Source organism: Kitasatospora sp. NPDC058492 (assembly GCF_042720685.1).
Taxonomy (GTDB): Bacteria; Actinomycetota; Actinomycetes; order Streptomycetales; family Streptomycetaceae; genus Kitasatospora.
On record NZ_JBHXMU010000017.1, the window covers coordinates 36,646 to 48,520 of the forward strand.

Genomic DNA, 11,875 nt, shown 5'->3' on the forward strand with positions numbered 1-11,875 from the left:
GATCAGTCCACCTCCTCAACCGTCACCAGGTGACGGACCGTTTGGGCCATCCCGCGGATCTCGGGACGGTCCTCCTTCACCACGACGTCGTGCATGCGCTTGAGACCAAGCGAACGCAGGGTGTCACGGTGATTCTGCTTGCTGCCGATGTACGACTTGGTCTGCGTGATCTTCAGGCGAGCCATCAGGCGCTCACCCCTGCAGCACGCGCCCGCAGCAGAGCAGCGGGAGCCACGTCCTCCAGCGGCAGGCCACGACGAGCGGCGATCTCCTCGGGGCGCACGAGGCCCTTCAGAGCAGCCACGGTGGCGTGCACGATGTTGATCGCGTTGTCCGAGCCGAGCGACTTCGACAGGATGTCGTGAATGCCGGCGCACTCCAGGACGGCGCGCACCGGACCACCGGCGATAACACCGGTACCGGGGGCGGCGGGCTTCAGGAGCACGACGCCGGCGGCCTTCTCACCCTGGATCGGGTGCGGGATGGTGCCCTGGATACGGGGGACCTTGAAGAAGTTCTTCTTGGCCTCCTCAACACCCTTGGCGATGGCGGCCGGAACCTCCTTCGCCTTCCCGTAACCGACACCCACGGTGCCGTCACCGTCGCCCACCACGACCAGCGCGGTGAAGCTGAAACGACGACCACCCTTGACAACCTTGGCGACACGGTTGATCGCGACAACGCGCTCGACGTAAGCGGTCTTCTCGACGGCGGGGGCGTTGCCCCGGTCGTCACGCTTACGGTCGCGCCGCTCGCCACCGCCGGTGCCACCGCCGGCGCCGCTACCGCGGCGCTGGGGTCCAGCCATTGGAATTACCTCTCTCGATTACGTCCGTCGACTGAGTCGACGAGCGGCTTAGAAGTCGAGCCCGGCCTCGCGAGCCGCGTCCGCCAGGGCGGCGATGCGGCCGGCGTACCGGTTGCCCGCGCGGTCGAAGACGACCGACTCGATGCCGGCGGCCTTGGCGCGCTCGGCGACCAGGCTCCCGACCTTCTTGGCCAGCTCGGTCTTGTCGCCCTCGGCGCCCTTGATGGACACGTCGAGGGTGGACGCCGACGCCAGGGTGTGACCCTTGGCGTCGTCGATGACCTGGGCGACCATGTGACGGTTCGAGCGCGTCACGACGAGGCGCGGACGCACCTCGGTGCCGACGACGCGCTTGCGAACGCGGATCGCGCGGCGCTTGCGAGCGGCGCTCTTGTAGGCGTTGCCCTTGCCGATCTTGACAGAGACGCTCATCGCTTACTTACCACTCTTTCCGACCTTGCGGCGGATGACCTCGCCCGCGTACTTGACGCCCTTGGCCTTGTACGGGTCGGGCTTGCGCAGCTTGCGGATCTTCGCGGCGACCTCGCCGACCTTCTGCTTGTCGATGCCGTCCACGTGGAACTTGGTGGCCGACTCGACGACGAAGGAAATGCCCTCAGGGGCCTCGACCAGGATCGGGTGGCTGTAGCCCAGCTGGAACTCCATGTCGGAGCCCTTCGCCAGAACTCGGTAGCCGACACCGCTGATCTCCAGCGACTTGCGGTAGCCCGCGGTCACGCCGGTGATCATGTTCGCCACCAGCGTGCGGGAAAGGCCGTGCAGGGCCTTCGACAGACGCTCGTCGTTGGGGCGGGTGACGAGCAGCGTGCCGTCCTCGCCCTTACCGATCTCGATCGGCGCGGCGACAACGTGGGTGAGGGAGCCCTTGGGGCCCTTCACCGAGACCGCCCGGCCATCGATGGTGACGTCCACGCCAGCGGGGACCTGGATGGGCAGCCGTCCAATGCGCGACATTGCTGTACCTCCGTTTCCCGAATTACCAGACGTAGGCGAGAACTTCTCCGCCTACGCCCTTCTTGGCGGCCTGCTTGTCGGTGAGGAGACCCGAGGACGTGGAGATGATCGCCACGCCCAGGCCGCCGAGCACCTTCGGCAGGTTGGTGGACTTTGCGTAGACCCGCAGGCCCGGCTTGCTGATCCGCTTGATGCCAGCGATCGAGCGCTCACGGTTGGGGCCGAACTTGAGCTCGATGGTCAGCTTCTTGCCGACCTCGCCCTCAACGGGCTCCTCAACCTTGTAGGAGGAGATGTACCCCTCCTGCTGCAGGATCTCGGCGACGTGCGCCTTGATCTTGCTGGCCGGCATCGCCACGGAATCGTGGTACGCCGAGTTAGCGTTACGCAGACGCGTGAGCATGTCTGCGATGGGGTCGGTCATGGTCATGATGGCCTCAGGCCTCTCTCGCCGTGGTTTCTCCGCGCCAGGTCCCCCCGCCGCACTCCGAGGAGTGCGGCAGGGGCACAGACGCAGGGGACCTGCGGCGTCGTAAGACTGGGTGCGAGCCCTCCGAAGAGGGTCGACGGCAGCTATGGAGCTCCCGCGACAGGGGGCCCGACCTCACTACCCTACGGGATTCCGTACGCAGCCCCAAAAAAGGGGCGCTGTGGGGTCGGGCACACCTGCTTCGCTATGGCATTACCGCGAGGTCCTGGACTACCAGGAGCTCTTGGTCACGCCCGGCAGCTCGCCGCGGTGCGCCATCTCACGAAGGCACACACGGCAGAGGCCGAACTTGCGGTACACCGAGTGCGGACGGCCGCAGCGCTGGCACCGGGTGTAGGCCCGGACGCCGAACTTCGGCTTGCGCTCGGCCTTCGCGATGAGGGACTTCTTCGCCATGTGGTTACGCCTCCTTGAACGGGAAGCCCAGAGCGCGCAGGAGCGCCCGGCCCTCGTCGTCGGTCTGGGCGGTGGTCACGACGGTGATGTCCATACCGCGCTGACGGTCGACCTTGTCCTGGTCGATCTCGTGGAACATGACCTGCTCGGTCAGACCGAAGGTGTAGTTGCCACGGCCGTCGAACTGCTTCGGGGAGAGGCCACGGAAGTCACGGATACGCGGCAGGGCCAGCGACACCAGACGGTCCAGGAACTCCCACATGCGGTCACCGCGGAGGGTGACGTGGGTGCCGATCGGCTGGCCCTCACGCAGCTTGAACTGCGCGATGGACTTGCGAGCCTTCGTCACCGCCGGCTTCTGACCGGTGATGGCGGTGAGGTCGCGGATCGCGCCCTCGATCAGCTTGCTGTCACGGGCGGCCTCGCCGACACCCATGTTGACGACGACCTTGACCAGGCCGGGCGTCAGCATGACGTTCTCGTACGAGAACTGCTCCTGCAGCTGACCCTTGATCTCGGAGTTGTAACGCTCCTTGAGACGGGGGGTCACCTTCTCAACAGTCGTCTCAGACATCAGATGTCCTCACCGGTTCGCTTGGCAACGCGGATCTTGTTGCCCTCGTCATCGAAGCGGTAGCCAACGCGGGTGACGACCTTCTTGCCGTCCTTCTCCACGACCAGCTGGACGTTGGAGACGTGCACCGGGGCCTCGACGGTGACGATGCCACCCTGAGTGCCCGGGCCCGGCTTGGTGTGCTTCTTGACCCGGTTCACACCCTCGACCAGGACCTTGTTCTCGGCGGGCATGGCCTGAATGACCTTGCCCTGCTTGCCGCGGTCCTTGCCGGTGATGACCTGAACCAGGTCACCCTTCTTGATCTTCATGCTGTTCGCCATGGGTTAGAGCACCTCCGGCGCAAGCGAGATGATCTTCATGAACTTCTTGTCACGCAGCTCGCGGCCCACCGGGCCGAAGATGCGGGTACCACGGGGGTCACCATCGGTGTTCTTCAGAACGACCGCGGCGTTCTCGTCGAAGCGGATGTACGAGCCATCCGGACGACGACGCGACTTCACGGTACGGACGACGACGCACTTGACGACGTCACCCTTCTTCACCGAACCGCCGGGGATCGCGTCCTTGACGGTCGCGACGATGACGTCCCCGATGCCGGCGTAGCGGCGACCGGAACCACCGAGAACGCGGATGCAAAGGATTTCCTTCGCGCCCGTGTTGTCGGCGACTCGCAGTCGCGACTCCTGCTGGATCACAGCTTTCTCCTGATCGTCAACGAGAGCTGACGGGCCGGCCGCTGCTCACACCAGCGCCCGCGAGGGGCCTGGTGCACATACGGCCGTACCGCATCAACTTCGTTACTTGGCCTTCTCGAGGATCTCGACGACGCGCCAGCGCTTCGTCGCGGACAGCGGGCGGGTCTCCGCGAGGAGGACCCGGTCGCCGATGCCGCAGGCGTTCGCCTCGTCGTGCGCCTTCAGCTTGTTCGTACGGCGGATGACCTTGCCGTACAGAGCGTGCTTGACGCGGTCCTCGACGGCGACGACGACGGTCTTGTCCATCTTGTCGCTGACGACGAGACCCTCACGGGTCTTGCGGAAACCGCGCGTCTCGTTGGTGTTCTCAGTCATCAGGCGTTCTCCACCGTCTCGATGCCCAGCTCGCGCTCGCGCATCAGGGTGTAGATCCGCGCGATGTCCTTACGGACGAGCTTGAGCCGTCCGTGGTTGTCGAGCTGCCCGGTCGCCGCCTGGAAGCGGAGGTTGAACAGCTCCTCCTTGGCCTCACGGAGCTTGGCAACGAGACCCTCGTTGTCCAGCTCGCGGAGGTCAGCAGCCTTGGTGCCGGCCGACATCAGCTCTCACCTGCCTCGCGCCGGATGATCCGGCACTTCATCGGGAGCTTGTGAGCTGCGCGGGTCAGCGCCTCACGAGCCACCTTCTCGTTGGGGTACGACAGCTCGAACATGACCCGACCCGGGTGCACGTTCGCGATCCACCACTCGGGCGAACCCTTACCGGAACCCATGCGGGTCTCGGCCGGCTTCTTGGTGAGCGGACGGTCCGGGTAGATGTTGATCCAGACCTTGCCGCCACGCTTGATGTGACGGGTGACGGCGATACGAGCGGACTCGATCTGCCGGTTCGTCACGTAGGCCGGGGTGACGGCCTGGATGCCGTACTCGCCGAAGGCGAGCTCGGTGCCACCCTTGGCAGCGCCACGGCGCTTGGGGTGGTGCTGCTTGCGGTGCTTGACCCGACGGGGGATCAGCATTGGAGTCAGGCCTCCGTTCCGGTGTTCTCGGCAGCCGGAGCCTCCGCGGCCGCGGCCGCGGGGGCCTCGGACGCGGCGGGGCGACGGCCGCGGCCACCGCGCTCGCCACCACGGCGCTCGCCACCGCGGGCGGGACGACCACCCTCGGGACGGGCCGGGCGGTTGCCCGAGCGGGCAGCGGCGTTCTCAGCGCGGACCTCGGCGATGTTCTTGACGTCGCCCTTGTAGATCCAGACCTTCACACCGATGCGGCCGAAGGTCGTCTTGGCCTCGAAGAAGCCGTAGTCGACGTTCGCGCGCAGGGTGTGCAGCGGCACACGGCCCTCGCGGTAGAACTCCGAGCGGCTCATCTCGGCGCCGCCGAGACGACCGGAGCACTGGACCTTGATGCCCTTGGCGCCGGACTTCATGGTGCCCTGCATCGACTTGCGCATGGCACGGCGGAAGGAGACGCGGGAGGACAGCTGCTCCGCGACGCCCTGAGCCACGAGCTGGGCGTCCAGCTCGGGGTTCTTGACCTCGAGGATGTTCAGCTGGACCTGCTTGCCGGTCAGCTTCTCGAGGTCGCCGCGGATGCGGTCGGCCTCGGTGCCACGGCGGCCGATGACGATGCCGGGGCGGGCGGTGTGGATGTCAACGCGGACGCGGTCGCGGGTGCGCTCGATCTCGACCTTGGAGATGCCGGCGCGCTCCATGCCCTTCGTCATCATGCGACGAATGGCAACGTCTTCCTTGACGTAGTCCTTGTACAGCTTGTCGGCGTACCAGCGGGACTTGAAGTCCGTGCTGATGCCGAGGCGGAACCCGTGCGGGTTAACCTTCTGGCCCATTACCGGGTCCCTTCCTTGCTGCTGACGACCACGGTGATGTGGCTGGTCCGCTTGCGGATCCGGTAGGCACGACCCTGCGCACGCGGACGGAACCGCTTCAGGGTCGGGCCCTCGTCAACGTACGCCTCGCTGATGACGAGGTCGTCCACGTTGGAGTGGTTGTAGTTGTGCGCGGCGTTGGCAATGGCGCTGTCGAGCACCTTGCCGACGGGCACGGTGGCGGCCTGCGGAGCGAAACGCAGGACGGCCTGGGCCTCCGTGGCCGGAAGGCCACGGATGAGGTCCACCACGCGGCGGGCCTTCATGGGCGTGACGCGGATGTACCGCGCCTGGGCCCTGGCTTCCATGGTTGTCCCCTTGCTGGTGTAAGTCATTGAGTCGGTAATCTCGCTGGCGACTAGCGACGCTTCGACTTGCGGTCGTCCTTGACGTGACCGCGGAAGGTACGCGTCGGCGCGAACTCGCCGAGCTTGTGGCCGACCATCGACTCGGTGACGAACACCGGGACGTGCTTACGGCCATCGTGCACCGCGATCGTGTGGCCGAGCATGGCCGGGAAGATCACGGAGCGACGGGACCAGGTCTTGATGACGTTCTGGGTACCCGCCTCGTTCTGCGCGTCCACCTTCTTGAGAAGGTGGCCGTCGATGAAGGGGCCCTTCTTGAGACTGCGCGGCATCTGACCTGCTCCTAGCGCTTCTTGTTGGTCTTGCGGCGGCGCACGATGAGGGCGTTCGAAGCCTTCTTCGGGCTACGAGTGCGACCCTCCTTCTGGCCCCACGGCGAGACCGGGTGGCGGCCACCAGAGGTCTTACCCTCACCACCACCGTGCGGGTGGTCGATCGGGTTCATGGCGACACCACGCACGGTCGGGCGAACGCCCTTCCAGCGCATACGGCCGGCCTTGCCCCAGTTGATGTTCGACTGCTCGGCGTTGCCGACCTCGCCGACGGTGGCGCGGCAGCGCGCGTCCACCAGGCGGATCTCACCGGAGGGCATGCGCAGGTGCGCCATCTTGCCCTCACGCGCCAGCAGCTGGATGCCGGCACCGGCGGAGCGGGCCATCTTGGCACCGCCACCGGGACGCAGCTCCACCGCGTGGATGGTGGTACCGACCGGGATGTTGCGCAGCGGCAGGTTGTTGCCCGGCTTGATGTCGGCGCCAGCGCCGTTCTCGATCCGGTCACCCTGCGCGATGCCGCGCGGCGCGATGATGTAGCGCTTCTCGCCGTCCGCGTAGTGCAGGAGCGCGATGCGCGCGGTGCGGTTCGGGTCGTACTCGATGTGCGCGACCTTGGCCGGCACGCCGTCCTTGTCGTGACGACGGAAGTCGATCACGCGGTAGGCGCGCTTGTGCCCGCCACCCTGGTGGCGAACGGTGATCCGACCGGCGTTGTTACGGCCGCCCTTGCTGTGCAGGGGGCGAACCAGCGACTTCTCCGGCGTGGACCGCGTGATCTCTACGAAGTCGGCCACGCTGGAGCCACGACGGCCCGGCGTAGTCGGCTTGTACTTGCGGATGCCCATTTGGCTCTCTCGTCCTCGTCCTTATCGACGATCACGATCTCCGTTAGGAGACCGGACCACCGAAGATGTCGATGCGGTTGCCCTCAGCCAGCGTCACGATGGCGCGCTTGGTGTCCTTGCGCTTGCCAAAGCCCGTCTTGGAGCGCTTGCGCTTGCCCTGACGGTTGAGCGTGTTGACGGACTCGACCTTGACCGAGAAGACCGCCTCGACGGCCTGCTTGATCTGGGTCTTGTTGGCACCGGGCGACACGACGAACGTGTACTTGTTCTCGTCGAGGAGCGAGTAGCTCTTCTCCGAGATGACCGGCTTCACCAGGACGTCACGGGGGTCCGTGAACGTCTTGCTCGTGATCTCTGCAGCCATCAGGCGGCGCTCCCTTCGAGCTCGCCCTCAGCAGCCACGGCCTTGGCGGACGCGGCGGGACCCGCCACGAAACGCTCGAAGGCGGCCTGGGTGAAGACCACATCGTCGGAGACGAGCACGTCGTAGGTGTTCAGCTGACCGGCGTCCAGGATGTGCACGTGCGGCAGGTTGCGGGCGCTCTTCAGACCCAGCTCGTCGGCACGCTCGACGACGAGGAGGATGTTCTTGCGCTCGGTGATCTTGCCGAACAGACCCTTGGCGGCCTTGGTCGACGGCGCCTCGGCCGCGATCACGTCGGTGACGACGTGGATGCGGTTGTGGCGGGCCCGGTCGGTGAGCGCACCGCGCAGGGCGGCGGCGATCATCTTCTTCGGGGTCCGCTGCGAGTAGTCGCGCGGCACGGGACCGTGCACGACGCCACCGCCGGCGAACTGCGGGGCGCGGGTCGAGCCCTGACGGGCGCGGCCGGTGCCCTTCTGGCGGTACGGCTTACGGCCGCCACCGCGGACCTCGGCACGAGTCTTGGTCTTGTGGGTGCCCTGACGGGCCGCAGCGAGCTGCGCCACGACGACCTGGTGCATCAGCGGAACGCTGACCTTCGCGTCGAAGATCTCGGCCGGCAGCTCGAGGCTGCCGGTCTTGTCGCCCGAGGGCGACAGGATGTCAATGGTGCTCATATCCTCACAGCCCCTTCGCCGCGGTGCGGACGAGGACGAGGCCGCCGTTCGGACCCGGGATTGCGCCCTTGATCAGGAGCAGCCCCTTCTCCGCGTCAACGGCATGGACGGTCAGGTTCTGGGTGGTCACGCGCTCGTGGCCCATCCGGCCGGCCATCCTCATGCCCTTGAACACGCGACCCGGGGTGGCGCAGCCACCGATCGAGCCGGGCGAGCGGTGCTTGCGCTGCACACCGTGACCGGCGCCGAGGCCCCGGAAGTTGTGGCGCTTCATGACACCGGCGAAGCCCTTGCCCTTGGAGGTGCCGGTCACGTCGACCTTGACACCCGCCTCGAACAGCTCCGCGGTGATCTCCTGGCCGAGGGTGTACTCGGACGCGTCCGAGGTACGGAGCTCGACCAGGTGGCGGCGCGGGGTGACACCGGCCTTGGCGAAGTGGCCCGCGAGGGGCTTGTTCACCTTGCGGGGGTCGATCTCGCCGAAGCCGATCTGGACGGCGTCGTAGCCGGCCGGACTGTCAGCGGTGTGGACCTGGGTCACGACATTGGGCCCAGCCTTGACGACGGTCACCGGAACGATCCGGTTGTTCTCGTCCCAGACCTGGGTCATGCCGAGCTTCTCGCCCAGGATGCCCTTAATCTGCTTAGCCATCTTCGGTGCGCCTCTCAGAGCTTGATCTCGATGTCGACGCCAGCCGGCAGGTCGAGACGCATGAGCGAGTCAACCGTCTTCGGCGTGGGGTCGAGGATGTCGATCAGACGCTTGTGAGTACGCATCTCGAAGTGCTCGCGCGAGTCCTTGTACTTGTGCGGCGAGCGGATGACGCAGTACACGTTCTTCTCAGTGGGCAGCGGCACCGGGCCTGCGACCTGCGCACCAGTTCGGATCACCGTCTCGACGATCTTCTTCGCCGAGGAATCGATGACCTCGTGGTCGTAGGCCTTGAGCCGGATGCGGATCTTCTGTCCCGCCATGGCTACTCAGTAGTCCTTTGTCCTTAGTCACTGCACGACCACCCTCCGACCCCCGCGCTCGGGCGTGTCGCGCTCGCGCTTGCAAAAAACCGGCGAAAAGCTCGTCGGTTTCAAACTTTCGGGGTGGGGGGGCCGGGCCGAGGCCCCGCATGCACTTCCCGGAAGATTCCCGTACTTTCGCCCCGCAGCTGCCGTGGCGTCGACTTCACGCTTAACGGCCATCACGGGAACGACGAGTACCTGGGACTCGCTTCCAGTCCTCCCGGCGGGAGGCGCACAGCATCGGCAACTCAACCGAGCAACTTGGACATACTGCCACATGGAGCAGCCCGGATGCCAATCGGGGCCGGTGAGGTCGCCCTCACCGGCCCCGATCGGGTGACCGTCCTCACCCGCGGCGCGCACCGCCGCGGACCCGCGTCACCAGGGTCGCTTGCTCCCGCAGGTCAGCGCCCACTCGTCGCCGGTCACGTTGGCGCACCACAGCTGACCCTTGTCGGGCTCGTTGTTGTACTCCTTGAGCTCCTTGTTCACCGGCGCGCAGTCGGTCGGCCCGGCCGGGTCGTACTTCGGGCACTTGCCGTCGCGGTTCACCAGGATGTGGGCGCGCCAGGCGTCCGCGCCCATGTCGATGCCCTTGGCCCCGGCGACCGGCACGTACTCGGGCTTCGTGGTCGGCATGTAGCGGTCCGCCGACCAGGAGGCGGCCATGGTGGCGAACAGCGCCACCGCGCAGACCGCGCCGGCGACCAGCCGGCCGGTGACCGCGGGCCGCAGGGTGAGCGGCGCCGGCCGCCCGACGGCGGCGACCCGCTGCACCGTGCGCAGCCAGCCGGCGCCCCGCTGGACGAGGAACATCAGGCCGAGCACCGCGAGGATCATCAACGCGTACAGGATGATCCAGGTCGTCCGCGGGTACAGCTGGATGGACTTGGTCTGGGCCATCTGGGAGGCGAACCAGAAGCGCAGCAGCCAGGCGCTGATCAGGGTGGCCGTCACGGTCCGGACGGTGATGCTGCGCAGCCCGAGGCCCAGCGCCAGCGCGACCCCGGCGAGCAGCAGCAGGGTGTAGGCGCTCTGCCCGGCGAGCTCACCGTGCCACGGGAAGTCGTGGTAGTTCAGGTCGCCGTTGCGGTCCGAGGCCCAGCCCATGATGTACGCCGGGTCGATGTACACCGAGAGGTACGCGTACCGGTCCTTGGCCTGGGCACCCAGCCGCACCAGCTCGTACAGCAGCGGCGAGCCGACCACGCCGGCGCTCACCAGCGTCACGCCGAGGAACAGCAGCACCCGCTTGATCCGGGCGGCGCCCTGGCGCCACGGGATGACGAACAGCGTCAGGACGAGGACGCCGGGCGCGGCCCAGACGAACCAGCCCGAGTACCAGAGGAACATCAGGCCGAACGAGACGCCGAAGCCGAGGCCGCGCAGCACCGTGGACCGGGTCGACAGCTCGTGCGACCGGCGCAGCTCCCGCAGGGCGGCGGCCAGCATCGGCACCATGACCAGCATCGTGACGTGGCTGTACGGCCGGATCGGGTCGAGGAAGAGGATCGCCGACGGGACGGCGATCAGCAGCGCCCAGACCGGCCGCAGCATCAGCCGCCAGGAGAGGTACGCCATCGGGCCGACCAGTGCGCTGCAGATCAGCTGGACGTCCTTCATGGCGTAGCCGACGCCGCCGACGCCGCCGTAGAACAGCTTCGACCAGACCGCCAGCAGCGCCGGGAAGCCGGGCGGGTAGACCCCGGGCAGGCCCTTGCCGCGCAGCATGTCGTTGGCCATGCCCATGAGGTTGCCCGGGTCGCCCTCCTGACCGCCGAGGCCCCACTGGGTGCCGTTCAGCGCCACCGCGATCCCGCCCGCGACCGCGCCGGTGGCCAGTCCCGCGACGGCCGCGCAGACCAGCCGCTGGGCCAGCTGGTACCGGGCCAGGCTGCCCCGGTAGGCGGCGTACAGCAGCACCGCCAGGATCGGCAGGCCCACGATGGCGGCGTACTTCTGGAGCATGGCCAGACCGCTGACCTGGCCCACCCGGTTCAGCGGGTTGACGTCGATGCGGGTGCAGAGCAGCGCGAAGCCGAACGCCGCCACGATCGAGACCAGGGCCTCGGCCGAGCGGACCGCCCAGGGGCGCTCCAGCAGGCCGTCGAGCCGTCCGGGGCGGGGCGCGATCGCGCCCTCCGGTTCGAGCGACCCCTTGCGGGAGCCGCCGACCGGGCTGGTGGCCAGATCAGTCATGTCAGTCACTTCCGTGCAGTGGCCACGTCCGATGAGTGGCGAAGAATGGCGCAGTGGACCGGCGATCAGCGGCCATCATAGGGCGCTTACCAGAAGCCGAGGCCTCGGGCAAGAACCCCGTTCCGGCCGTGTCGGGGCTGGGGCGTGGTGGTTCAGCAGGATCCGCCCGGTCGGTCGTCGGTGCTCCCCATGAGCACCCCCTCACCCATCCAGAGCCCAGCGGCCGACCGAAGCGCTTACTCCCGCCCCGTCGAATTCGGCCGGGCGCCTCGGGGGCGCCGTGACCCGGGGGCGTCCGGCCG

General features: G+C 67.4%; 21 protein-coding genes. All 21 read right to left on the minus strand.

Annotated features, from left to right (window positions below; translation table 11 throughout):
* Window positions 1-2: 2 nt before the first annotated feature.
* Window positions 3-185, minus strand: coding sequence for a 50S ribosomal protein L30 (gene rpmD, locus ACFWPI_RS13780; protein ID WP_030251557.1), 183 nt, complete (start codon window positions 183-185; stop codon window positions 3-5).
* Window positions 185-808 (minus strand): 30S ribosomal protein S5, encoded by a 624-nt coding sequence (rpsE, locus tag ACFWPI_RS13785; RefSeq protein ID WP_030055834.1) that lies wholly within the window; start codon window positions 806-808, stop codon window positions 185-187. The genes rpmD and rpsE overlap by 1 nt, the downstream gene beginning before the upstream one ends.
* Before the next feature lie 48 nt (window positions 809-856).
* Window positions 857-1,240 (minus strand): 50S ribosomal protein L18, encoded by a 384-nt coding sequence (gene rplR, locus ACFWPI_RS13790; RefSeq protein WP_030280785.1) that lies wholly within the window; start codon window positions 1,238-1,240, stop codon window positions 857-859.
* A gap of 3 nt (window positions 1,241-1,243) precedes the next feature.
* On the minus strand, window positions 1,244-1,783 hold the full coding sequence (gene rplF / locus ACFWPI_RS13795) for a 50S ribosomal protein L6 (protein ID WP_063348971.1): 540 nt from the start codon (window positions 1,781-1,783) through the stop codon (window positions 1,244-1,246).
* Window positions 1,784-1,805: 22 nt separating this feature from the next.
* Window positions 1,806-2,213, minus strand: a complete 408-nt coding sequence (gene rpsH / locus ACFWPI_RS13800; protein ID WP_030055831.1) for a 30S ribosomal protein S8 — start codon at window positions 2,211-2,213, stop codon at window positions 1,806-1,808.
* Between the two features lie 270 nt (window positions 2,214-2,483).
* Complete coding sequence (locus ACFWPI_RS13805) at window positions 2,484-2,669, minus strand: type Z 30S ribosomal protein S14 (RefSeq protein ID WP_030393303.1); 186 nt, start codon at window positions 2,667-2,669, stop codon at window positions 2,484-2,486.
* Window positions 2,670-2,673: 4 nt separating this feature from the next.
* Complete coding sequence (gene rplE, locus ACFWPI_RS13810; protein WP_030393302.1) at window positions 2,674-3,243, minus strand: 50S ribosomal protein L5; 570 nt, start codon at window positions 3,241-3,243, stop codon at window positions 2,674-2,676.
* Window positions 3,243-3,554, minus strand: a complete 312-nt coding sequence (rplX, locus tag ACFWPI_RS13815; protein ID WP_030055828.1) for a 50S ribosomal protein L24 — start codon at window positions 3,552-3,554, stop codon at window positions 3,243-3,245. The genes rplE and rplX overlap by 1 nt, the downstream gene beginning before the upstream one ends.
* 15 nt (window positions 3,555-3,569) lie before the next feature.
* A complete protein-coding gene (gene rplN, locus ACFWPI_RS13820) occupies window positions 3,570-3,941 on the minus strand; it encodes a 50S ribosomal protein L14 (RefSeq protein ID WP_030393301.1) in 372 nt (123 codons plus the stop codon).
* Window positions 3,942-4,043: 102 nt separating this feature from the next.
* A complete protein-coding gene (gene rpsQ / locus ACFWPI_RS13825; protein ID WP_030055826.1) occupies window positions 4,044-4,316 on the minus strand; it encodes a 30S ribosomal protein S17 in 273 nt (90 codons plus the stop codon).
* Window positions 4,316-4,540: a 50S ribosomal protein L29 gene (rpmC, locus tag ACFWPI_RS13830; protein ID WP_063348970.1), complete on the minus strand. Its 225-nt coding sequence runs from the start codon at window positions 4,538-4,540 to the stop codon at window positions 4,316-4,318. Before rpmC ends, rpsQ begins: the two co-directional genes overlap by 1 nt.
* Complete coding sequence (gene rplP, locus ACFWPI_RS13835) at window positions 4,540-4,959, minus strand: 50S ribosomal protein L16 (protein WP_030055824.1); 420 nt, start codon at window positions 4,957-4,959, stop codon at window positions 4,540-4,542. Before rplP ends, rpmC begins: the two co-directional genes overlap by 1 nt.
* A 5-nt stretch (window positions 4,960-4,964) precedes the next feature.
* Complete coding sequence (gene rpsC, locus ACFWPI_RS13840; RefSeq protein ID WP_063348969.1) at window positions 4,965-5,789, minus strand: 30S ribosomal protein S3; 825 nt, start codon at window positions 5,787-5,789, stop codon at window positions 4,965-4,967.
* Window positions 5,789-6,136, minus strand: a complete 348-nt coding sequence (gene rplV / locus ACFWPI_RS13845) for a 50S ribosomal protein L22 (protein WP_030055822.1) — start codon at window positions 6,134-6,136, stop codon at window positions 5,789-5,791. The genes rpsC and rplV overlap by 1 nt, the downstream gene beginning before the upstream one ends.
* A gap of 50 nt (window positions 6,137-6,186) precedes the next feature.
* Complete coding sequence (gene rpsS, locus ACFWPI_RS13850; RefSeq protein ID WP_030055821.1) at window positions 6,187-6,468, minus strand: 30S ribosomal protein S19; 282 nt, start codon at window positions 6,466-6,468, stop codon at window positions 6,187-6,189.
* A gap of 11 nt (window positions 6,469-6,479) precedes the next feature.
* On the minus strand, window positions 6,480-7,316 hold the full coding sequence (rplB, locus tag ACFWPI_RS13855; protein ID WP_063348968.1) for a 50S ribosomal protein L2: 837 nt from the start codon (window positions 7,314-7,316) through the stop codon (window positions 6,480-6,482).
* Between the two features lie 43 nt (window positions 7,317-7,359).
* Window positions 7,360-7,680 (minus strand): 50S ribosomal protein L23, encoded by a 321-nt coding sequence (gene rplW, locus ACFWPI_RS13860; protein ID WP_063348967.1) that lies wholly within the window; start codon window positions 7,678-7,680, stop codon window positions 7,360-7,362.
* Window positions 7,680-8,357 (minus strand): 50S ribosomal protein L4, encoded by a 678-nt coding sequence (rplD, locus tag ACFWPI_RS13865; protein WP_063348966.1) that lies wholly within the window; start codon window positions 8,355-8,357, stop codon window positions 7,680-7,682. Before rplD ends, rplW begins: the two co-directional genes overlap by 1 nt.
* Window positions 8,358-8,361: 4 nt before the next feature.
* Complete coding sequence (rplC, locus tag ACFWPI_RS13870) at window positions 8,362-9,009, minus strand: 50S ribosomal protein L3 (protein ID WP_063348965.1); 648 nt, start codon at window positions 9,007-9,009, stop codon at window positions 8,362-8,364.
* 14 nt (window positions 9,010-9,023) lie between these two features.
* Window positions 9,024-9,332: a 30S ribosomal protein S10 gene (gene rpsJ / locus ACFWPI_RS13875; RefSeq protein ID WP_012785157.1), complete on the minus strand. Its 309-nt coding sequence runs from the start codon at window positions 9,330-9,332 to the stop codon at window positions 9,024-9,026.
* A gap of 420 nt (window positions 9,333-9,752) precedes the next feature.
* Window positions 9,753-11,573, minus strand: coding sequence for a hypothetical protein (locus ACFWPI_RS13880; RefSeq protein ID WP_380369554.1), 1,821 nt, complete (start codon window positions 11,571-11,573; stop codon window positions 9,753-9,755).
* Between the last annotated feature and the right edge of the window lie 302 nt (window positions 11,574-11,875).